This is a genomic window from Arthrobacter sp. LjRoot14, assembly GCF_964253905.1.
Classification (GTDB): Bacteria; Actinomycetota; Actinomycetes; order Actinomycetales; family Micrococcaceae; genus Arthrobacter.
This window is the reverse complement of sequence record NZ_CAXURL020000001.1, coordinates 4,465,126-4,487,179: the sequence shown is the minus strand read 5'-3', so window position 1 is coordinate 4,487,179 and position 22,054 is coordinate 4,465,126. Positions and strand designations below refer to the sequence as shown.

Sequence of the window (22,054 nt, the reverse complement as noted above, 5' to 3'; positions counted from 1 at the left end):
CCCCACCAGGAGTACCGATGACGAACAACGATGTCCGCTCGAAAGCACGAACCAAACCGTTGGCCATCGCTGTGGCCGCGTCGATGCTCCTGGTGGGAGCGGGTGCGGCCTCCGCGGCACCTGGACCCGCCACGGAAGCCGGACCGGCGCTGACCGCGACGGTCCCGGCCGGCCCCGGCGCCCCGGCCGAAACGGGGCCGCTGACCAACACGGCACACCTGGACTTCCTGATGGATACTGTCCCGCTCACCCCGGTGGCGGGCCACACCACCTACAAGCTGGACGAGATGCCGTCCGCCCAGGCGCCGTGGACCTACGCCGACAAAAAAGCGGACGGAAGCTACGGACGCGTCGGCGGCGGAGACCTCGACCCCGCCACGGGACACTGGACCCAGGGCGCCTACAACGCCGATGACATCGCACGTACCGCGGTGGTCTATCTGCGGCACTGGCAGCAGACCGGCGATGCCGCCAGCAAGGAGCGGGCATTCCAGGCCCTGCGCTCGCTGACGTTCCTCCAGACCACGGACGGCCCGAACGCAGGCAACGTTGTGCTGTGGCAGCAGTCGGACGGAAGCCTGACCCCCAGCGCCAAACCGGTGGAACTGCCGGACCCCTCCGACTCGGCGGAGTCATACTGGCTTGCGCGCACCGTATGGGCACTCGGTGAGGGTTTCACGGCGTTCCAGGACGACGATCCCGATTTCGCCGGTTTCCTGCAGGACCGGCTGCACCTTGCATTAGGCTCGCTCAACAAACAGTCCCTTGCAAAGTACGGCACCTATGACACCGCGGACGGCGTGCAGGTGCCGGCATGGCTCATCGCCGGCGGCGCCGACGCCTCGGCCGAGGCCGTGCTGGGACTTTCCTCCTATGTGAGCTCCGTTCCGGGCGATGAGTTGGCGGCCACGGCACTGGACCGTCTCAGCGAAGGCGTGGCCGCAATGTCCTCGGGTTCCGCCAGCCAGTGGCCTTTTGGCGCCATCATGCCTTGGAACAAATCGCAGACGCTCTGGCACGCCTGGGGCGGCATGGCCCCCGCCGCCGTCGCCACCGCCTCCGAAGTGCTCGACCAACCAGCGCTGCTTGAAGCGGCAGTCAAGGACACCGCCCAGTTCACACCCCAACTCCTCGCAGCGGGCGGACCGGACAACGCCTGGAGTCCGACGCCCGGCGAAGCACAAATTGCCTACGGCGTGGACTCCCGGGTCCAAAGTCTCGTGGCCACAGCCCGGGCCGCTGATGCGCCGGGCCTGCTGGACCTTGCCGCGGTCACTGCGGGTTGGTTCTTCGGAGCCAACCCCAGCGGCGCCCCGGCCTACAACCCTGCCACGGGAACAGCGATCGACGGCATAGAGCCGGACGGGCGGGTCAATCCCAACTCCGGTGCGGAATCCACCATCCACGCCCTCCTCACCATGCTGGCGCTGGACGCTGATCCGGCGCTGAAGTCGGCTGCCGTGGGGATCAACCGGACGGTGTCCACACACGGCCTCAGCGTGGTGGAAGCCGAATCGGGCACCATCACCGGCGAGGGAACCGTGGTCAGGCCGTCCTCCGCCTGGACCGGTGAGGCAAACCTCTCCGGCGGCGCCTACGTGGACCTGAAGGCCGGGGCCTCCCTGGACATTCCGCTCCCGGCCTCCGACCAGCCCCATAACATCTACCCCATCGTGAATCGGGGGATAGCCCCGTCCGGCAGCACCGCCTGGACGTCCGCCAAGGGGCCGCTGGGCACCACGGAAAACGGCGGGGCAGGGGAGCAGGGCATCACGGATGCCCCGGGCATCCTCTTCCCCTACTCCCTCAAGCGCGCGCTGTCCGCCGGGCTGACCGCCGTCGTCGGCACCACCAATGGAAACGTTGCGCTGGACGCACTGCTCCTGCAGCCGCAGATCTCCAAGGTGTCGGTGTCCGGGGCCCGCGGCGATTCCACCCTCTATGTGAGCGCGGCAGGGTCCACAACCGTGAAGGAGGTGGACATTCCGGACGGATGCACCATGGTCCAGCGCCAGTATGATTCTTCCGGTCAGCCGGTCGCAGGCGCGAAGAACGACGCCGGCACGCGGTCGGGGCGCGTGACGGTAGCGCCCGGGGGCTTCACCATGGTGACGTTCCTGGGGCACTAGATCCGGCAGTTGCGGTCCGGTGCCGTCGCGGCACCGGGCCGTGAAGCGGCCCGGCACCCGTGTGACAGGAAGATCCGGCTGAGGCCGATGTGACAACACCAGCCTGCACAGAGTCTAATAAGGGCATGACTCATGAGCCGGACGTACGCCGTGCCCTGGTCATTGAGGACGATGACGACATCCGCGGCCTGCTGGTCCACATTCTGACCAAGCAGGGCTTCCAGGTGTCCGCCGTATCAACCGGGCGGGCCGGAGTCGAGCTGATGCAGCGCGAGGGCGCCGAACTGGTGACGCTGGACCTTAACCTGCCTGACATCGACGGCGTTCAGGTCTGCCGCGAGCTGCGCAAGTTTTCCGATGCCTACATCCTGATGATCACAGCCCGCGGCGAGGAACTGGACCGCCTTACCGGGCTCGACACCGGCGCGGACGACTACCTCACCAAGCCTTTCAGCCCCCGCGAGCTCGGGTCCCGGATCACCGCCCTGTTCCGCAGGCCGCGCGCCAGTGCCGTCCACGAGGCCGCAGCCCGGGACGAATTGCGCCGCGCCGTCGAAGTCCAGCGCAGCCTCCTGCCGGCGGAGGGGTTGTCCCTCGACGGGTTCGACATCGCCGGATCCTTCCGGCCCTCCCGCAACGTGGGCGGCGACTTTTTCGATTGGTACCCCAGCGACGGCGGGCTGCAACTGACGCTGGCCGATGCGATGCGATGGGCAAAGGCATGGGCGCCGCGCTGATTGCCGCCACAGTCCGCGCCGTCATGCGTTCCGTGGCCCACCGGAGGCCGCTCAGTGAGGCCTTCAGCTCGGCCGGCAGGATCCTGGAAGCCGACCTCGAACAGTCCGCGTCCTTCGTCACGCTCTTCCACGCCAGGCTCGACGCGGCCACCGGCATCCTGCAGTACCTGGACGCCGGCCACGGCCTTGCGCTCCACATCAAGGCAGACGGAAGCTGCTCACGCCTGCTCACCGGCGGGCCGCCGGTGGGAGCATGGCCCGACCAGGAGTGGGATGCGCATCAGGTTTCGCTGGAGCCCGGCGATTGCCTGGCTGTTGTCAGCGATGGCCTGCTGGACGTCTACCCCGACGTCGATGTTCTCACGGCCGTTGTGGCCGGCACCGTCTCCGGGCCCGCCAGCGCGCAGGCTGCCTGCGACGCCGTCCTGGAGCTGGCGTCGGGCCGCGACGTTTCGGATGACGCCACTGTGGTTGTGCTGAAACGGGCGCGGGCTTAGGGGCCCGCCGCCGGCTCGGAAAATGGGTGCAGGGAGCCTCGGCAAACCCGGGCCGCGCACACGTTACATTCCCGCAATGACAGGGATATTCTGGTGTAACGACGGCATCGGAGACTGGGGGTATGTCCCTCGCCGGACTTTTCTCATCATTGGGGATTATCCGAAGGACGTCGCCTGTGCCTACTCCGCTCAACCAGTCCGTGGCCGATTCTGCCCTCCTGACGCGCTCCCTGCCGCTCGGCCTGCTCCGCGCCTTTGTTCAGTCCGATGCAGCCGACGACGGCCTCACGCCAAACCTGCTCGCTGAACTCAAGATCCTTGCCCGCACTCCCGGGCTGCTGGTGGCCTGCAACTACGGCGGCACGCTCTGCGACGCGGAAGGGATCTCCACCGAAACCCTGCCGCTGGGCAGCGCCGCGATCGCCCTCCGGGCCCTTGCCGCCCTGCCGAACACCCACGCGGCCGTCATCTCCGGCAGGTCGCTGCGGGACCTGGCGGCAGTTTCCAGGCTTCCCGCGGAGGTTCACCTGGTGGGCTCCCACGGCGCCGAATTCGACATGGGCTTCGCCCACGGCCTGTCCCTGGCCACCGAATCGGTGCTGCAGCGGGCCAGCCAGGCCCTCGTTGAAACGATCGGCGCCTACAAGGGGATCAGCATCGAGCGCAAGCCGGTGGCGGTGTCCGTACACACCCGGCCGGCCTCGCCCGCGATTGTTGCCAAGGTGCTGGAGAAGGCCGAAGAAGTGGCCCGCGCCCATGGCCTGTTCTACATTGTGGACGGCTCCGTGCTGGACCTATCCGTGGTGGAACCGTCCAAGGCCGATGCGCTGGAGCACCTGCGCGCCCGCCTGGGCGTGAGCGCCGCCCTCTATGCCGGCGACGCCTCAAGCGACGAACTGGCCATGGCCACCCTGCGCGGCCCGGATATGGGCATCAAAGTGGGGGAGGGCCCCACCGCGGCCGCCCACCGCCTCCGGGACCCCGAATCCTTCGCGCGGGTCCTGGCCATCCTGTTCGAACTGCGGCGTGCCTGGCTTTTCGGGGAGGACGCCGTTGGCCTGGAGCGCCACTCGATGATCGGCAACGGCTCGTCCACGGCGCTGATCACGCCCGAAGCCAAAGTCTGCTGGATGAGCCACCCGCTGCCGGACTCGGGGTCCCTGTTCGCCCATATCCTGGGCGGCGACGCCGCGGGCCACTTCTCGGTGGAACCGGTCAAGGCATCCCAGGTCCTGGGCCAGCGCTATGTGGACAGCACCATGATCGTGGAGACCCGCTGGGCTGACGTCACCGTGACCGACTACCTTGAGCCGGCCCCGGACGGGATCACCAGCCTGGTCCGCGTGCTGTCCGGCAGCGGCGCAGCCCGGATCGTCTTCGCGCCCCGGCCCGACTACGCCAACGCCCCGTTCAGCATGGAGGCGCGGGGCGAGGAACTGCACGTGGTGGGCACTTCCGATCCCATCATCCTGCTGGCTCCCGGCGTCAGTTTTTCCATCACCTCGGACGGCCGCCATGCCACCGCCACCGCGGACGTCAACCTGCGGAACGGCCCCGTGGTGCTCAACCTGCGCTGCGGCGACACCGAGCCCACCCACACCGGGGTGGGCGGCGAAACTGAGCGCCGCGCCGCCGTCGCCCATCACTCCCGGCGATGGGTCCAGGACCTGGACCTCCCGGGCGTCAAGCCGTCGCTGGTGCGACGATCCGCCCTGGTGCTCCGCGCGCTGGTGCACGAACCCACCGGCGCCGTCCTGGCCGCCCCCACCACCTCACTGCCGGAGGGAATCGGCGGCACCCGGAACTGGGACTACCGCTACTGCTGGTTGCGGGACGGATCCATGACCGTCAATGCGCTCGTGGACCTGGGCTCCACCACGGAAGCGCATGGGTTCCTGCGCTGGCTGGGCCGGATCCTGGACAACGCACCCGGACCGGAATGGCTCCACCCGCTCTACTCGGTCACGGGGGCGCCGCTGTCCACCGAGGCCATCATCGAAAGCCTGCCCGGATACGCGGGATCACGCCCCGTCAGGATCGGCAACGCCGCGGACCACCAGGTGCAGCTGGACGTGTTCGGGCCCATCGCGGAACTGATCAGCGCAGTGAGTGAGCGCGAGGGCACGCTGGAGGATTCGCATTGGGAGCTGATGGTCCAGATGGCCTCCGCCGTCATGGCCCGCTGGCACGAGGCCGATCACGGGATCTGGGAAGCGCGCCGCGCCCCCCGGCACCACGTCTACACGAAAGTGATGTGCTGGGTGACCCTGGACCGGGCGCTGCGCACCGCGGCCAGGCACGGCAGGGCGCCGGAACCCGACTGGGCGCCCACCGCCGCAACCATCCGCGAGGAAGTCCTCCGCGAAGGCTGGGATGACGGCGCGGCGTCCTACACCGTCGCGTACGACAGCCCCGACCTCGACGCCGCCGTGCTGCACATCGGCCTGTCCGGCCTGCTGGATGTGAACGACCAGCGGTTCCTGGACACCGTCACCGCAGTGGAACGGGAACTTCGGGTGGGACCCACCGTTTTCCGGTACAGGTACGACGACGGCCTGCCGGGTTTGGAGGGCGGCTTCCATATCTGCACCACGTGGCTCATCGAGGCCTACGTCGCAGTGGGCCGGATCGAGGAGGCCTGGGACCTGTTCGACCAGCTGGTCAACCTGTTCGGCCCCACCGGACTGCTGCCCGAAGAATACGACCCCGGCACCGAAACCCATCTGGGCAACCATCCACAGGCCTACTCCCACCTGGGCTTCATCCGCTGCGCCCGGATCCTGGACCAGCACCAGAAGAACTAGGGTGTTGGCCAGAGTGGAGGCCTAGGTGAGGAGCAGGGCCACGCAGATCATGGCCGGCACGGCCACCACCGTGGTGATCAGGACGGTGTCCTTGGCGACGGTGATTCCTGTCCGGTAGCGGCTGGCCGCGACGAAGACGTTCTGCGCGGTGGGCAGCGCGGACGTCACGACGACGGCAAAGAGGGCCTGCCCCTCCATGCCGATCAGCCGCGCCACCAGATAGGCGATGGCGGGGTGGATGACGAGTTTGAATGCGCTGGCCAGAAGCACGTCGATGCGGCGGCCGGTAGCTGCCTGCAGCGGCCGGGATCCGTTCAGGCTCATGCCGAAGGCGATCAGCATGGCGGGGATGGCCGCCCCGCCGATCAGGTGGATGGGCTGCATGACCAGCTCCGGCACGCGCCATCCGGTTCCCGCCACCACCAGGCCCAGTGCGGAGCCCACGATCATCGGGTTCTTGAGGATCATGAGGGCAAAACCGGCTGGAGTGGTGCGGTGTGAGCTGGTGGTGGCGTCCAGGGCCATCAGGAAGAGCGGGGTAAAGAAGGCCAGCTGGAAGATCAGCAGCGGCGCCACGTAGCTTGCGTCGCCGAGGACATATACGGCAATGGGAATACCCAGGTTGGCGGAGTTCGCCAGGGACGCGCTCATGGATGACATCAGCGATTCGGGAACGGTCCGTTTCAGCAGGAACCGGACGATCACGAAGAAGACTGCGGCCGTGACCATCGCGCCGGCGGCGGTCACCAGCAGGGGAGCGGCAAAGACATCGTGGAGCTTGGCCTTGCTGAGGGTCTCGAACAGGAGCGCCGGGCTCGCCACAAAGAAAGTCAGCGCGCTGAGCACGGAGCGGGCGTTTTCTCCCAGCACCTTCCGGCGGCCCACGAACATGCCCACCAGGATGATGGACCACACCACGAAGAAGCCCGCGAGAACGCCTAGCACCCGGACGTCCCTGGCGGTTTCCCTGGCAGGCGTGGCGGGCGGGGTTTGGCGTTCACCCTCCCAGCCTAATCAGATTTATTCAGCCTGCGGCCGGAGTGTGGGCAGGATCTCGGTATCCGGACGGAGGCTGTTCAGGAGGAGATTGCCTAGTTCAGGGCGGAGTTGTTGAGGGCGAACGGCGGCCGCATGAGGCCGCGGGTGTGCCCCTCAGCGGGGTCGTTGCCGATCTGGACAATCTTGTTGTCCTTGTCCACATGGACCACCTTGGGCGTGTAGGCCTTGGCCTCTTCGGTGGTCATCTCTGCATAGGTGATCAGGATGACGATGTCATTCTCGTGCATCAGGTGCGCAGCCGCGCCGTTGATGCCGATAACCCCGGAACCGCGCTCTCCGGCGATGGTGTACGTCTCCAGCCGGGCGCCGTTGGTGACGTCAACGATCGCCACGAGTTCTCCGGGAAGAATGTCCGCAGCCTCCAGCAGGTCCAGGTCAACGGTGACCGACCCCACGTAGTGCAGATCGGCATGCGTGACAGTGGCCCGGTGGATTTTGGACTTAAACATTGTGCGATTCATAACGTGCCCAGTCTAACGCCCGGTGCCCTTCCGCGCTGTGACGTAGGGAACTTCCGGCCGCCACTGCAGGGTCCATGCGAATCTGATTTCCCCGGAGATCACGCGGACTTGGCCTCCGGCGGGACCGGACCGGCGGGGGCAATCGAGTCGGCTGTTACGGCCAGCACCTCGCGGGCGGCGAGGATGGCGGGCCGCTTGGCGCTGGACCTCCGCACGGACGTGAAGACGGTGCGGTGCGGGTTGCCTGGCAGCAGCAGCAGCTGGGCCGACGTTTCCCTGCCGGTCCAGACAAGGTCGGGCATCAGGCCCACGGCGTTGCCGGACTCGATCAGCCGGATCTGCGCCTGCAGGTCCGCCGTTTCGTACCGGACGTCAGGCTCGAAACCCGCGCTGCGGCAGGCCTGTTCAGCCCAGTGCCGGGACGCCGCACCCCGGGGTTCCATCACCCAGGCAAGGTCCGCCGTGTCTTCGAGCGAGCGGACGGCCGGCAGGCCCTTGTCCGTTCCGGGTACGGCCAGCCGGATGGCGTCCCCGGTCAGCCGGAGGCGGTCCAGTTCCGCGTAGCGCGGGGCGGCGTGGCCGGGGTACTGCTCGGCGATGACCAGGTCAAAGTCCCGGGCCCATGTTTCGTGCAACGCCGTTTCCGGCTCCCGCTGGACCATCTCGATCCTGACTTCAGGATAAGTTGCCGCCATCCGGGTCAGCATGCCCGGCATCAGTGCAAGGGCGGCGGACTGAAAGACAGCTATCCGGACAGTTCCGGAAACGGTGGTCAGGCTGGCCGCCAGATCGGCCTCGGCCTGTTCCAGCGTTTCAAGCAGGTGGGCAGTGTGCGCCACCAGGACTTCGGCTTGCGGTGTCAGCTGGACCCGGCGCCCGGTCTTGCGCAGCAGCTGCACCCCGGCCTCCTTCTCCAGCAGGGCCAGCTGCTGCGAAACCGACGAGGGACTGTACTGGAGGGCGTCTGCCACCTCGGCCAGGGTTCCACGGATCTTGAGTTCACGAAGCAGCCTCAACCGCCGGACGTCGAGCATCGCTGTTCCTTCGCTAAATCTAATGAATATTAATTAGGAGAATTCACTTTATCTAATGCAATTGGGCTTGCATACTAAACAGACTGAGTTACCCCCATCACAGGGCGGATTGATGGGTCCACATCGAAGCAGGAGTCCCTGATGAGTACAAAAGATTTAGCCCAGTCGATCATGCGGCGTAAGCCGATTGACGACATCGAAGAAGAAAATAAACACAGCGGGTTGATGAAAAGCCTGGGTCTGTGGCAGTTGACGGCCATCGGCGTCGGCGGCATCATCGGCGTCGGAATCTTTTCCCTGGCGGGCCTCGTAGCCCACGGCAGCGAAAGCGAGCCGGGCGTGGGGCCGGCGGTGCTCTTTTCCTTCCTGATTGCTGGCCTGGCCTCTGCGGCCGCCGCATTGTCCTACGCGGAATTTGCCGGCATGATTCCGCGGGCGGGCTCGGCCTACACCTACGGCTATGTGGCCCTTGGTGAAGTGATCGGCTGGTTCATCGGCTGGGACCTGCTCCTTGAGTACATTGCGATTGTGGCCGTCGTGGCCATTGGTATTTCCGGCTACTTTGATGCGTTCCTCTCCGGCATCGGCGTCCACATGCCCGTCTGGATGACATCCACCCCGGACGAAGGCAAGGGCGGAATCGTCAACATCCCGGCAATCGTCGTCTGCCTCATCGTGACCTGGATCCTGTCGCGCGGCACCCGGGCGTTCGGCCGGTTTGAGCTGGTGGCGGTGGCCATCAAGGTTGTCCTGATCCTGTTCATCATTGGCCTGGGCATCTTCTATATCGACACGAACAATTACAACCCGTTCATGCCAAGCGGCTTCGGCCCGGTGCTGGCTGGTTCGGCCACCGTGTTCTTCGCTGTCTTCGGCTACGACGCCATGAGTACGGCGGCGGAGGAAGCCACCGACGGCAAGAAGCACATGCCGAAGGCGATCATCCTCTCGCTCATCATCGCCATGCTGCTCTACGTGGCGGCCACGCTGGTCCTCACCGGCATGCAGAACTACAAGGACATCGATCCGAAGGCCGGATTCGCCTCCGCGTTCACCGGCGTCGGCCTGCCGGTCATTGCCACCATCATCTCCGTGTTCGCGGTGCTGTCCATCCTCACCGTGATGCTCACCTTCCTCCTCGGCGTCACCCGCGTGTGGTTCTCCATGAGCCGCGACGGCCTGCTCCCGGGCTGGTTCTCCAAGACCGACCATCACGGCACCCCGCAGCGCGTCACCTGGATCGCCGGTGTTGCTTCGGCCCTGCTGGCAGGCGTCTTCCCGATCAAGGCCGTCGCAGACCTGACGAATATCGGTATCCTGGCCGCCTTCGTGGTGGTCTGTTTCTCCGTGATCGTCTTCCGCTACAAGAAGCCGGACGCTCCGCGCGCCTTCCGGCTGCCCTTCATGCCCCTGGTTCCCGCATTCGGTGTGCTGGCCTCGGCCTTCCTGATGTTCCAGTTGCACTGGGAAACCTGGGCACGCTTCGGCATCTGGCTGGTGGTCGGGCTGATCATCTACTTCGGGTACGGCCGCAAGCACTCACTGATGAACCCGGACAGTCCGCGGCACGAAGAGGCCGTTGAGATGCACCGCCCCCTGGCGTAGCCACCCAACGCTCTCTCACTTCCTGCCACAAACAACCGGACGCTCTCTCAGATCCGGTGCCATATCGACAAACCCTCTCTCACCCCGGTGGGAGGGGGTTCGTCGTTTCCGGCACGAAGTGAGAGAGCGTCCGTCAGAAAGGGGGCCGGAAGTGAGAGAGCGTCGGGGGTGGTTTCCGAACGTTCGGACGGGGTGCGGAGTCATCGGATTTTCTAACCTGTATTGCTCAGAAAACGTCGCTTTATCTTAAGTTACGGCAGGCTCATACTGGTGGAAAGAAGGTCCTCACCAACGGAAAGAACGAGTGTTAGCCATGACCCATATTTCAACGGAGCCCGGTGTCCTCGCCGGAAAGACGGTCACCGAATCGGCCCCTGCGGGCGGTTCCCACGTACCCGAGGCCCAGGCTTTGGCCGGGGAAGCCATCGGTCTGGTGCGCCACTGGTTGACGGAGGCCGCTAAGGTTCCCGTGGACGCCTCCGCTGAACAGCTCGCCGGCGTGCTGAAGGACCCCAACGGGCTCGACTTTACGGTCGGCTTCGTTGACGGCGTGGTCCGCCCGGAAGACCTGCATGTCGCCGCCCGCAACCTGGCAGCCCTCGCCCCGAAGGTTCCCGCGTTCCTGCCCTGGTACATGCGCAGCGCCGTCCGCCTCGGCGGCACCATGGCCCCGGTCCTGCCGCAGGTCGTCATCCCGGTGGCCCGGAAGGTGCTCCGCGAAATGGTGGGCCACCTCATCGTCGATGCCACGGACGCCAAGCTTGGCCCGGCCATCGCCAAGATCCGCAAGGACGGCATCAAGCTCAACGTCAACCTCCTCGGCGAAGCCGTCCTCGGTGAGCACGAGGCCTCCCGCCGGCTCGAGGGCACCCACACCCTCCTGGCCCGCCTCGACGTGGACTACGTGTCCATCAAGGTGTCCTCCACTGTTGCACCGCATTCCGCCTGGGCCTTCGACGAGGCCGTGGAGCACGTCGTGGAGAAGCTCACTCCCCTGTTCACCCGCGCCGCTTCCTTCGCCGCCGGGGGGCAGAAGGCCAAGTTCATCAACCTGGACATGGAGGAGTACAAGGACCTGGACATGACGATCGCGGTGTTCACCCGGATCCTGGACAAGCCCGAATTCAAGGACCTCGAGGCCGGCATCGTGCTCCAGGCCTACCTCCCGGACGCCCTCGCCGCCATGATCCGCCTGCAGGACTGGGCCGCCGAACGCCGCGCCAACGGCGGTGCCGCCATCAAGGTCCGCGTGGTCAAGGGCGCCAACCTGCCCATGGAACAAGTCGAATCCTCCCTGCACGACTGGCCGCTGGCGACTTGGGGCAGCAAGCAGGACTCGGACACCAACTACAAGCGCGTCATCAACTACTCGCTGCACCCGGACCGGATCAAGAACATCCGGATCGGCGTCGCAGGCCACAACCTCTTCGACATCGCCTTCGCGTGGCTGCTCGCCAAGCAGCGCGGTGTGGAGTCCGGCATTGAATTCGAGATGCTGCTGGGCATGGCGCAGGGCCAGGCCGAAGCCGTCAAGAAGGACGTCGGCTCGCTGCTCCTCTACACGCCCGTGGTGCACCCGGCCGAGTTCGACGTCGCGATCGCCTACCTGATCCGCCGGCTCGAAGAAGGCGCCAGTCAGGACAACTTCATGTCCGCCGTCTTCGAACTTTCCGAAAACGAAGTGCTCTTTGAGCGTGAGAAGCAGCGCTTCCTTGCCTCACTGGCAGAGCTCGACGACGAAGTCCCCGGCCCCAACCGCCGGCAGAACCGCAGCCTCCCGGCTGAGCCGATGCCGCATGACTCCTTCGAAAACACTCCGGACACGGACCCGTCCCTGCCCGCCAACCGTGACTGGGGCCGGGCCATCCTGGAGCGCGTTCCGTCCTCCACGCTGGGCAACGCGTCCGTGGAAGCGGCCACCATCACGGACGCTGAAACCCTCAACACGGTGATCGCCACCGCCGTCGAAAAGGGCAAGGCCTGGGGCGCCCTCAGCGGCGCCGAGCGCGCCGCTGTCCTGCACCGCGCCGGCGACATCCTGGAGGCGCGCCGCGCGGACCTGCTCGAGGTCATGGCCAGCGAAACCGGCAAGACCATCGACCAGGGTGATCCCGAGGTCAGCGAGGCTGTGGACTTCGCCCACTACTACGCGGAGTCCGCCCGAAAGCTAGACGACGTCGACGGCGCCACGTTCGTGCCCGCGCACCTCACCGTTGTGACCCCGCCGTGGAACTTCCCGGTGGCCATCCCCGCCGGCTCCACCCTGGCGGCACTCGCCGCCGGCTCCGCCGTCGTGATCAAGCCCGCCAAGCAGGCCCGGCGCAGCGGTGCCGTGATGATCGAAGCACTCTGGGAAGCCGGCGTGCCCCGCGACGTCCTCACCATGGTCCAGTTGGGCGAACGTGAGCTCGGCCAGCAGCTGATCTCGCACCCCGCCGTAGACCGCGTGATTCTGACCGGCGGCTACGAGACCGCCGAACTGTTCCGCTCCTTCCGCAAGGACCTGCCGCTCCTGGCCGAGACCAGCGGCAAGAACGCCATCATCGTCACGCCCAGCGCAGACCTGGACCTTGCGGCCAAGGACGTGGCCTACTCCGCCTTCGGCCACGCCGGGCAGAAGTGCTCCGCCGCCTCGCTGGTGATCCTGGTGGGCTCCGTGGCCACCTCCAAGCGGTTCCACAACCAGCTGATCGACGCCGTCACCTCACTCAAGGTTGGCTACCCCGAGGACCCCGCCAGCCAGATGGGTCCGATCATCGAGCCCGCCAACGGCAAGCTCCTGAATGCCCTCACCACCCTTGGCGAAGGCGAAAACTGGGCCGTTGAGCCGCGCAAGCTCGACGAGACCGGCAGGCTTTGGAGCCCGGGTGTCCGTTACGGCGTGCGCCGCGGATCCTATTTCCACCTCACCGAGTTCTTCGGTCCGGTGCTCGGCGTCATGACGGCGGAGACCCTCGAAGACGCCATCGCCATCCAGAACCAGGTGGAGTACGGCCTGACCGCAGGCCTGCACTCGCTGAGCACCGAGGAAGTGGGACTCTGGCTGGACAGCATCCAGGCCGGCAACCTTTACGTGAACCGCGGCATCACCGGGGCCATCGTGCAGCGCCAGCCGTTCGGCGGCTGGAAGAAGTCGGCCGTCGGCGCCGGTACCAAGGCCGGCGGACCCAACTACCTTGCCGGACTCGGCGACTGGGTCAGCAAAGCCAGCACCGCGGGCGGCGCTGATGGAAGCCCCAAGGCGGCCGTGACCAACTCCGGCGTCCGCCGCGTGTTGGGTGCTGCGAAGGGCTCCCTGGACGCTTCCGCCGTAGAAGCCCTGGGGCGGGCCCTGGCCTCGGACGCCCTTGCCTGGGCCGATGAGTTCGGCACCGCCAAGGATGTCTCAGGACTCAGCGCGGAGCGGAACATCTTCCGCTACCGCTCCCTGCCGGTAACGGTCCGCCTCTCCGAAGGCGAACCGCTCGCGGCCCTGATCAGGACAGTAGCCGCCGGTGTCCTGGCAGATTCGGCACTGACGGTTTCCACCGCCGTCGAACTCCCCGCCCCGGTGCTGGCGGCGCTCACTGCGCTGGACATCACCGTCACGGTGGAGGACGACGCCGCGTGGCTGGCCTCCGCAGCGACGCTTGCCGACGCCGGAAAACTGTCCGGCGGCCGGATCCGGCTCCTCGGCGGCGACGCGAAGGCGCTGGCTGAAGCCACCGGCGGACGGCCGGACCTGGCCATCTACGCCCACCCGGTCACCGAAGCCGGCCGCGTGGAATTGCTCCCGTTCCTGCACGAGCAGGCTGTCAGCATCACCGCGCACCGGTTCGGAACGCCCAACCACCTCTCGGACAGCCTGATCTAAGGGGCTCGGGGCTGCCCCGTCCGGGCGGGATCCAGCCAGAAAACAATAGCCGCCGACAGGCACCCTCGGGTGCCTGCCGGCGGCGATTTACGTTTGCTGACGTGAAGCTGTGCAGGTGAACTGCAGGAGCCGTTGCTAGCCCAGATACCAGCCGGGCGGCACCCACGAGGCCGGCACAGAGTGTGCCGAAAATTCTTCGCATCCCGTGCAGAAGTATGTGACTTCCCCCGGCTTCCGGAGCGTGCCGTCGTGCCGGAACTTTGCCGGGACAAACGTCTCCAGGTAGATGAATTCATCCGTCCCGCAGCGTTCGCAGTAGGGGCTGCCTACAAACTCGGTGTCCACCAGGGTGGCGGCGGGATGCGGTTCGCGCTGAACCAGGTCAGCGTGTGCGCTTGTTTCGTGGTGCACCGGCGTGTTGTGGTGCGTCCCCATGCCCAACGGGCGTACCGTTTTGAGTGAGTGGACTGGATTTGAGACTGAAAGATGCGGGTGGTTCGTGGTTGGCGTCATAGCATGCCTATCCCGAACTTTGTCCGTCAGGCTCCCCCAAGGCAACGTGGGCGGACACGGTTCGTCATCGAATCGTTGTCAGCGGCTTCTGCTTAACCTTTAACAGAATTCAGCATAATTTACGCACGTAATAACTTCAATCACTTACGTGGAATTACCACTTGCGCGGGGCCGACTACCTACTTACTTAGTCAGCTCGGGTGGCCTCCCCCCGTGCAGGTAAAAACGCCTAGGCGGAGCGCTTAATCGTTCGCCCCACAATCGCCTGGGTGAGCGCCTCGATTACCTCGGCATTCGCCAGCGGGTTCCGGATCAGCGTGAAGTCGACGTCTCCCACGGGCGGCAGGTCAAAGCGGCGGGTGATGATCTTCAGGTCGTCCGGTACGAGCGAGGACGGCATCACGGCGACTCCGATTCCTGCCCGTACAGCGGCCAGGACCCCGCTGATCTGCCGGGTGGTGCACGTGATGCGCCAGGTCCGGCCCCGGGATTCGAGGGAGTCGATGGCGAGTTTCCTGCTGAGGCTGGGCGACGGGTAGGCGATCAGCGGTACGGGGTCCCCGGGCTCCAGCACCGTCTGTTCCAGGCCCACCCACGCGAAGGCGTCGTGCTGGACCACCGTGCCGTCCTTGGCGCCGGCCACCCATTTCACGAAGACCAGGTCGAGCTGCCCGGCGTTGAGTTTCCGGTAGAGCTGATCGCTCTGGCCCACGGTGAGTTCCAGGTTGATCTGGGGATAGATCTGGCGGAACTCACGGAGGATGCGGGGGAGCCCGGTGATCGCGAGGTCGTCCGCGGTCCCGAAGCGGAGCCGGCCGCGCATCGCGGACCCGGAGAAATAGCGGGACGCCGCATCGTGGGCCGCAAGGATGGTCCGCGCGAAGCCGGCCATGGCATCGCCGTTGTCCGTCAGCCGCACGTCCCTGGTATCCCGGGCAATCAGGACCCGTTTGGCCGCGGCTTCCAGCTTGCGCACATGCTGGCTGACCGTGGGCTGGGCCAGCCCCAGCCGCTCCGCCGCCTTGGTGAAGCTGAGGGTCTCCGCGACCGCCAAAAAGGAGCGGAGCTGGGCGGGTTCAAACATGGCACTCCTGCGGGCTGGCGAAGCACTATTGCGGTTCGCAATGTTAGTTATAGGAACAATACGCTTCCATAATCTCTTGGGGCCACCATAGCGTGGACGTATCCCGCCCGCCCGCATCTTTGAGGATTCCCTGTGGCACCCCCTCCGCCTTCCACGGCAACCGTCAGCCAGCCCGTCATCGACTCCGCCGCATCCCCGCCACCCCAGACCGCACCGCGGGCCCCGTCACCGCGCCCGCAGGACGTCACCCAGCCGATCGCCGTCGTCAGCGAACGTCTGCCCTGGCGCCACACCTTCATCTCCCTCCGCGTCCCCAACTTCCGCATTTTTGCCATCGGACACTTCATCGCGGTGATTGCGCTCTGGATGCAACGGATCGCGCAGGACTGGCTGGTGCTGCAGCTTTCCGGCTCCGTCACAGCGGTCGGCATCACCGTGGCGCTGCAGTTCATGCCGTCGCTGGTGCTGGGGCCGTGGGGCGGGATGATGGCGGACAGGTTCCCCAAGCGTAAGATCCTCATCCTCTGCCAGTCGGTTGCCGCAGTCCTTGCCGCCGCCCTTGCCATCCTGGCGCTGAGCCAGCGCATCGAGGTGTGGCACGTCTACGCGATCGCACTGGTCCTGGGGCTGGTCACCGTGCTGGACCAGCCGGCCCGGCAGGTCTTCGTCAACGAACTCGTGGGCCCCACGTACCTGCGCAACGCCATCAGCGTGAACTCCACGACCTTCCAGCTGGGCGGCCTGATCGGGCCCGCACTAGCCGGGCTCCTGCTCACCGCGGTAGGTGCCGGCTGGGCCTTCGCGGCCAATGCCGTGGCATGCTGTTCCACGGTGGCTATGCTGCTGCTCCTGCGCAAGGACCAGTTGTTCATCACAGCGCCCGCGCCGAAGCGCAAGGGCATGCTCCGGGAGGGGCTGCACTACGCGCTGAGCAAGCCCACCATCTACTGGCCGTGGCTGATGGCAGGGTTCATCGCCGTTTTCGCCATGAGCTTGCCGGTGCTGCTGGCCGCCTTCGCGGACCACGTGTACGACGCCGGCGCCGGAGGCTACGGCCTGCTGAACGCGCTGGTGGCGCTGGGCGCGCTCGCCGGGGCGGTTACCTCCACCCGCCGGCGGCAGTTGCGGCTGCGGTCGGTGGTGCTGGGCGCCGGAATGTACGGCCTGATGCTCTGCCTCGCGGCCCTGGCGCCGTCCATGGTGTGGTTCGGCGTCGCCATGGTCCTCTCCGGCTTCTGGTGCCTGATGTTCCTTACCGCGGCCAACCAGCTGGTGCAGATCAGTTCCAACATGGGAATCCGGGGACGCGTTATGAGCCTCTACATCATGGTGCTGATCGGCGGGCAGGCCATCGGCGGCCCCATGATGGGCTGGATTGCCGAGCACGTGGACCCGCACACCGCCATCCTGGTTTCCGGCGGGGTGCCGGTCCTGGCAGCGGTGACTGTCGCCGTCGTACTGGCCCGGCGCGGTGAGCTGACCCTCAAAGTGAACCTCAAGGACCGGCGCCACCTCGTCAGGATAGTCAGCCGGAATGCAAAGAAGCCGGGGGGCAGGCCCTCAGGGCCTGCGCCCCGGCCGGCTGCTACGCGTCCAGAGGGGCGTGCGGGTACTCCGCCTGCCGCTGCTGGAACTGCAGCACGTCCTTGTTGAGGATCTTTCCGTCGCGGATTTCTATGGCACGGGCGATCGTCTCGTTTCCGGCCCAGGCCCCGGGGCCGGAGATGACGGTTTCCAGGAAGGGGAGCAGCGCCTCGCTGATCTCCCAGCTGGAGGAGTTCCACAGGTAGGAGGGACTGTGGTCCACGGCGTAGTAGTCAATGTGGTCGCCCACGGTGAGCATGGGCTCGGTGAACGTGGTGGTTTTCGCCCAGCTGAAGCCCATTCCCTCGTCGCAGGAGACGTCCACGATCAGGCTGCCGGGACGGAACGCGCTGAGGTCCTCCTCACGCAGGTACGTTAGCGGAGCGTTAGGGTCCTGCAGCGTGCAGTTGACCACAATGTCGCTCTCGGCCAGGAACGGCGCCAGCGGAACCCTGCCGCGCTCCGTGATGACCTGGCTGAGGAACGGCGCCTGGTCGTCATGGTCGAACTGGGCGATCCGCACCGAGTGGATGGGCGAGCCGACGGCGGCCACGCCGCGGTTCGTCAGTACCTGGACGTCGTGGATTCCGTGGGCGTTAAGCGCGGTGACGGCGCCGCGGGCCGTGGCCCCGAAACCGATGACGACGGCGGAGAGCCGCCGGCCGTAGACGCCCGTGGAGCCGGTGAGGGCCAGGGCATGGATGACCGAGCAATAGCCGGCCAGTTCGTTGTTCTTGTGGAAGACATGGAGGCCGAAGCCGCCGTCACCTGCCCAGTGGTTCATGGCCTCGAAGGCGATCAGCGTGAGCTTCTTGTCGATGGCCAGCTGGGTGATGGCGCGGTCCTGGACGCAGTGCGGCCAACCCCAGAGGACCTGGCCGTCGCGGAGTTCCGCCAGGTCCTCCGGCTGCGGCTTGGGCAGCAGGACGACGTCGGCGTCGGCAATGATCTCGCCGCGGGTGGCAATCCGTCCCACGAGGGAGGCCAGATGGGTGTCCGAAACGCCGAACCGTTCACCGTAGCCCTGTTCGAGGATGATGTTCCGCCGCAGCTCGGGTGCGATGCGGTCCAGGTGAAGGGGGTGGAGCGGGAGCCGGCGTTCGTCAGGTTTGCGCGTGCTGGCGAGGACTCCGAGGCTGAGGTGGTTCACGGAACCGGTCACTTCTTTTTGGGGCTCGCTGCCTTGGTGGCGGTTGCCTTGTCGAGGGAGCTCGGCGGCGCTGCCGCGGCCCTCTTGTCGGCGCGTTTTTCCTTGATGGATTTGCCGGATTTCGCGGATGCTGCTTGACGCGGGGACTTGTCAGCCATGATTGCTCCTGTAGCGGAACCGAAGGGGTTCCTGACTTCTGACGATACAGGTAGCCGCCTAATGCCCGGCGGAAGGATTGGAGCGGCTGACGGGAATCGAACCCGCGTATCAAGCTTGGGAAGCTAGCGCTCTACCATTGAGCTACAGCCGCAGAGGGACCAGCCACATACCTCGGCCAAGTCCCGGTTGCGTCAACCGGATTTACTTTACCCCAGCCGCGCGCACTCCCAGAACAGGGACACGAGCGCCAGGCTGCAGCACCCTTTCGATAACGCTTCGGTCCTTTCGATAACTGTTCGGTTAAGGCACGGCCGCGGCCGCTCCGAAGCCGTCCAGGCTGACTATCCTGTTGGGGTTAGCTGCAGTATCAGGGGAACGGGCTACGCAAGAAAGCTGTCCGACAATCAAGGGATCCCCGTGGCATTTGCAGAGTACGAGGTCGTCGTGGAACGCGATGCCATGACCGTGTACCAGTTCCTGCAGGACGGGCTGAACCTTCCCTCATGGCGGGAAGGGATCCGGACCATTGAATTGCGTTCAGGTGCGGTGGGCGCGTGCGGCGCGGTGTACCAGCAGACCCTCGCCGGACCGGCGGGCCGCCCCATTGCCGCCGACTTCCAGATCACCCAGCTCCGGCCGGGCGCCGAGATCCAGTTCCAAGTGGTCGCCGGGCCGGCCCGCCCGCACGGCGGCTACTACCTGAGCACCGAGGGAACAAAGACCCGGGTCAGGTTCGCCCTGGAGTCGCGGCCCAAGGGTCTGGCCGGGCTGATGGACTTCATGATCCAACGGACCATGAAGTCCGAAGTCGCGCAGTTGGAACGCCTTAAGGAAGTCCTCGAAGCCCGGCCCGTGGAGCCGTAACCCGCGCGCAGGGCAAGGCCGCTATTGCGCGAGGCGCTGTCCCGCCCACGTTCCGGGGATGGACGACGGCGACGCCAGGCTTCCCGTGCTGAGGTCCCAATACTGCACTACATCGCCGGCTCGTCGAAGGGCCAGCCCCGTTGAGTTCAGGCCCGTGACATCCCGCAGCGGACGGATGGCTGTAACGTCCGACCATCCGCTGGCCACCACCGCCCGGGCTTCGGTCCGCGGTACCGGCGCGCCTGAGCCGCGGAAGAGGCGGACGTACCCGTCCGACTGCCGGGCCAACAGGTCCTGGAAGCCGTCGCCGTCGTAATCCACCATTGCCAGCCGGTTCGCTGACACGCCTGACGCCATCAGGCTCCGCTCCACCAGGTCCGCTTTCCCGCGGTTCGGGTACAACCAGAGGTTCCCGGAGCTGTCCAGCGCCACCAGCTGCGGGAGCCGGTTGTTGGCGCACCACGCCCCCACCGTCAAGGTCATTCCGGCCCACCCGGACTTGCCCAATGTCACGCTTGGAAGGAACCCGCCGCCCGCCGAGCCTGCGTGCAGCGTGACCCTTCCATCAGTCCACTGGGCCATGACGTCAAAGACGCCGTCCCGGTCCCAGTCCGTGACAAAGAGTTCCTTGGCGGAGCCGAATCCGGTCCCGATGACCTGTTGTGCGCCGTATTGCCGGTTCCCCAGGGACGGACGGTTGATGAGTTCGCCGGATGCGTTCACCGAGACGAGGTCACCGGGACCCTTGATCGCGGCTGCCGCCAGGTCCGCCGTCGGCGGCATGTGCCGCACCAGCGGATCGCACACGCTGGTGGGCGGTGGGGGCATCGCCGTGCTGCCGCCCGGGCTGCTGGTGGTTCCCGCAGGCAGCGTGCCGTATCCGAAGAAGTCCACCACGCCCCACATGGTGTAGCGGTTGGGCGTGGTCTGCCAGTTGCCGTCCGTGAAGGTGATCCCTATCCCCATCACGTTGAAGCGCGGGTCCTTCAGGATTGCGTTGTGGGCGGGCGAGCCCTTCCACCACTCCACAAGCTGTGCTGCGTCCCGGTCCCAGCGGACGGCAATGACCTCGCCGGCGCCGTTGGTGGGGCTGAGGGCCCGCGAATCGGTCCAGAAGCTGGAGCGGTGCTCGATCACTTCCCTGGACGCGATGCTGTCGGACCACTCCTGGGCCATGGCGGCCACTGTGGCGTGGTACTTCACGGCGGGCAGTCCGAACGAAGCGCGGTAGCTGTTGATGGCGTTGAACACCGCCAGGATCTGGGACGACGCGTCGTCCCGGACCAGGGCCTGCGTGGTCAGTGATTCGGACCGGAGGGCTTCGGCGCCCGCCGTGGGTGCAGGCTGGGTCTGCGGCCCTGCCGGGGTGAGGGCCGCGAGATCGGCGTCGGTTGCGGACAACGGGGGAACGGACGCCGGCTCGGGCGGGGAGTCCGCTGATGACAGAGGCTGAGTGTCGGTGGAGAGTGCACCGACGCCGCCTGCGTCGGTCGTTCCTGAGGTATCGGCCAAAGCGGCAGTTGTGCCGCCCGGGTCCACTGCCGTGATGTCCGGGTCCACGGCGGGGATGAGGCGCCGCCCCGGCGCGTCATCCGCAGTGCCCGTGCCGCCGTCGTACACGAACGACGGCGGGCCGAGGGCGACGCTCTGCGCCTGCCGTGCCGCCACGGAGGACACCTCGGGTTCCGGGCTTGAGGAAGGTCCCCCCAGCTGGCCGGCCGCAGGCGGTATGAGCGCCAGTGCGCAGATCATGGCTGCCAGTGTCCGTGCCGAAATCTTCCTCAAGCCAACCCCAGATCCGTCGGTGCCGCCTCCTTCAGTGGGGAGTGCAACCGTCACAGCCGCAACATCAGACTCATCCTGTATCGGAGATGACGTTCCTTATCAGCAGTAACAGTAACCCCGGACAACGGGCTCGGCAATGGTGCGGTATTTTTGAGTGTGCTGATCTCTGACCGCGATATTCGTGCCGAAATTGATTCCCAACGGATTGTCCTGGATCCGTATGACCCGGTGATGGTCCAGCCGTCCTCCGTGGACGTCCGGATCGACCGGTTCTTCCGGTTGTTCGACAACCACAAGTACGCGCACATCGACCCCGCCGAGGACCAGCCTGAGCTGACGCGCCTCGTGGAAGTGGACCGCGGAGAGCCGTTCATCCTCCACCCGGGCGAGTTTGTGCTGGGCTCCACCTACGAAACCGTCACCTTGCCGGACGACATAGCGGCGCGGCTCGAAGGCAAGTCCTCGCTGGGCCGGCTGGGGCTGCTGACGCACTCCACCGCAGGGTTCATCGATCCAGGGTTCTCCGGACACGTCACGCTGGAGCTTTCCAACATGGCCACTCTGCCCATCAAGCTGTGGCCCGGCATGAAGATCGGCCAGCTGTGCTTCTTCAAGCTCAGCTCCGCCGCCGAATTCCCCTACGGCTCCGGTGAGTACGGCAACCGCTACCAGGGCCAGCGCGGTCCCACCGCCAGCCGCAGCTACCTGAACTTCCACCGCACCGAGATCTGAGAGA

General features: G+C 66.3%; 17 protein-coding genes and 1 tRNA gene. 9 read left to right on the top strand and 9 right to left on the bottom strand.

Annotated elements, in window-relative coordinates; genetic code table 11:
* Positions 1–17 precede the first annotated feature (17 nt).
* From ACSQ12_RS20360 to ACSQ12_RS20345, 4 genes are all read left to right on the top strand, one after another.
* Entirely contained in the window at positions 18–2,129 is a 2,112-nt protein-coding gene (locus ACSQ12_RS20360; protein WP_436066692.1) for a hypothetical protein, read from the top strand.
* A 125-nt stretch (positions 2,130–2,254) separates the two neighbouring features.
* On the top strand, positions 2,255–2,866 hold the full coding sequence (locus tag ACSQ12_RS20355; RefSeq protein ID WP_436066691.1) for a response regulator transcription factor: 612 nt from the start codon (positions 2,255–2,257) through the stop codon (positions 2,864–2,866).
* A complete protein-coding gene (locus ACSQ12_RS20350; protein ID WP_436066690.1) occupies positions 2,851–3,363 on the top strand; it encodes a PP2C family protein-serine/threonine phosphatase in 513 nt (170 codons plus the stop codon). Before ACSQ12_RS20355 ends, ACSQ12_RS20350 begins: the two co-directional genes overlap by 16 nt.
* Positions 3,364–3,539: 176 nt before the next feature.
* A complete protein-coding gene (locus ACSQ12_RS20345) occupies positions 3,540–6,167 on the top strand; it encodes a trehalase-like domain-containing protein (protein ID WP_436066689.1) in 2,628 nt (875 codons plus the stop codon).
* Positions 6,168–6,188: 21 nt separating this feature from the next.
* Here the strand turns inward: ACSQ12_RS20345 and ACSQ12_RS20340 are convergent, their stop codons facing one another.
* The 3 genes from ACSQ12_RS20340 to ACSQ12_RS20330 all read right to left on the bottom strand — a co-directional run bounded on the left by ACSQ12_RS20340 (position 6,189) and on the right by ACSQ12_RS20330 (position 8,721).
* Positions 6,189–7,112, bottom strand: a complete 924-nt coding sequence (locus ACSQ12_RS20340) for an AEC family transporter (RefSeq protein WP_436066688.1) — start codon at positions 7,110–7,112, stop codon at positions 6,189–6,191.
* 146 nt (positions 7,113–7,258) lie between these two features.
* On the bottom strand, positions 7,259–7,687 hold the full coding sequence (gene panD, locus ACSQ12_RS20335) for an aspartate 1-decarboxylase (protein ID WP_011693710.1): 429 nt from the start codon (positions 7,685–7,687) through the stop codon (positions 7,259–7,261).
* A 98-nt stretch (positions 7,688–7,785) separates the two neighbouring features.
* Positions 7,786–8,721, bottom strand: coding sequence for a LysR substrate-binding domain-containing protein (locus ACSQ12_RS20330; protein ID WP_209742037.1), 936 nt, complete (start codon positions 8,719–8,721; stop codon positions 7,786–7,788).
* A gap of 141 nt (positions 8,722–8,862) precedes the next feature.
* On the opposite strand from ACSQ12_RS20330, the gene ACSQ12_RS20325 reads away from it, so the two are divergent.
* Entirely contained in the window at positions 8,863–10,326 is a 1,464-nt protein-coding gene (locus ACSQ12_RS20325) for an amino acid permease (RefSeq protein WP_209742038.1), read from the top strand.
* A 313-nt stretch (positions 10,327–10,639) separates the two neighbouring features.
* Positions 10,640–14,179, top strand: a complete 3,540-nt coding sequence (locus ACSQ12_RS20320) for a bifunctional proline dehydrogenase/L-glutamate gamma-semialdehyde dehydrogenase (RefSeq protein WP_436066687.1) — start codon at positions 10,640–10,642, stop codon at positions 14,177–14,179.
* A 135-nt stretch (positions 14,180–14,314) separates the two neighbouring features.
* Here ACSQ12_RS20320 and ACSQ12_RS20315 read toward each other — a convergent pair whose 3' ends face one another.
* Together ACSQ12_RS20315 and ACSQ12_RS20310 are read right to left on the bottom strand one after the other, a co-directional pair.
* Complete coding sequence (locus ACSQ12_RS20315; RefSeq protein WP_436066686.1) at positions 14,315–14,692, bottom strand: hypothetical protein; 378 nt, start codon at positions 14,690–14,692, stop codon at positions 14,315–14,317.
* A 229-nt stretch (positions 14,693–14,921) separates the two neighbouring features.
* Positions 14,922–15,776, bottom strand: coding sequence for a LysR substrate-binding domain-containing protein (locus tag ACSQ12_RS20310; RefSeq protein WP_209742041.1), 855 nt, complete (start codon positions 15,774–15,776; stop codon positions 14,922–14,924).
* Positions 15,777–15,908: 132 nt separating this feature from the next.
* Between ACSQ12_RS20310 and ACSQ12_RS20305 the strand changes: the two genes are divergently transcribed.
* Entirely contained in the window at positions 15,909–17,429 is a 1,521-nt protein-coding gene (locus ACSQ12_RS20305; protein WP_436066685.1) for an MFS transporter, read from the top strand.
* On the opposite strand, the gene ACSQ12_RS20300 is transcribed toward ACSQ12_RS20305, so the two are convergent.
* The 3 genes from ACSQ12_RS20300 to ACSQ12_RS20290 all read right to left on the bottom strand — a co-directional run bounded on the left by ACSQ12_RS20300 (position 17,362) and on the right by ACSQ12_RS20290 (position 18,820).
* Positions 17,362–18,522, bottom strand: coding sequence for a N(5)-(carboxyethyl)ornithine synthase (locus ACSQ12_RS20300; RefSeq protein ID WP_436066684.1), 1,161 nt, complete (start codon positions 18,520–18,522; stop codon positions 17,362–17,364). The genes ACSQ12_RS20305 and ACSQ12_RS20300 overlap by 68 nt on opposite strands.
* Positions 18,519–18,668, bottom strand: a complete 150-nt coding sequence (locus tag ACSQ12_RS20295; RefSeq protein ID WP_198011525.1) for a hypothetical protein — start codon at positions 18,666–18,668, stop codon at positions 18,519–18,521. Before ACSQ12_RS20295 ends, ACSQ12_RS20300 begins: the two co-directional genes overlap by 4 nt.
* A gap of 78 nt (positions 18,669–18,746) precedes the next feature.
* Positions 18,747–18,820, bottom strand: a tRNA-Gly gene (locus tag ACSQ12_RS20290).
* A 266-nt stretch (positions 18,821–19,086) separates the two neighbouring features.
* On the opposite strand from ACSQ12_RS20290, the gene ACSQ12_RS20285 reads away from it, so the two are divergent.
* A complete protein-coding gene (locus ACSQ12_RS20285; RefSeq protein ID WP_436066683.1) occupies positions 19,087–19,533 on the top strand; it encodes an SRPBCC family protein in 447 nt (148 codons plus the stop codon).
* Positions 19,534–19,554: 21 nt separating this feature from the next.
* Here ACSQ12_RS20285 and ACSQ12_RS20280 read toward each other — a convergent pair whose 3' ends face one another.
* Positions 19,555–21,318, bottom strand: a complete 1,764-nt coding sequence (locus ACSQ12_RS20280; RefSeq protein WP_436066682.1) for a CAP domain-containing protein — start codon at positions 21,316–21,318, stop codon at positions 19,555–19,557.
* Between the two features lie 156 nt (positions 21,319–21,474).
* Here ACSQ12_RS20280 and dcd point away from each other — a divergent pair, with 156 nt between their 5' ends.
* Positions 21,475–22,050, top strand: coding sequence for a dCTP deaminase (dcd, locus tag ACSQ12_RS20275; protein WP_043430109.1), 576 nt, complete (start codon positions 21,475–21,477; stop codon positions 22,048–22,050).
* Positions 22,051–22,054 lie beyond the last annotated feature (4 nt).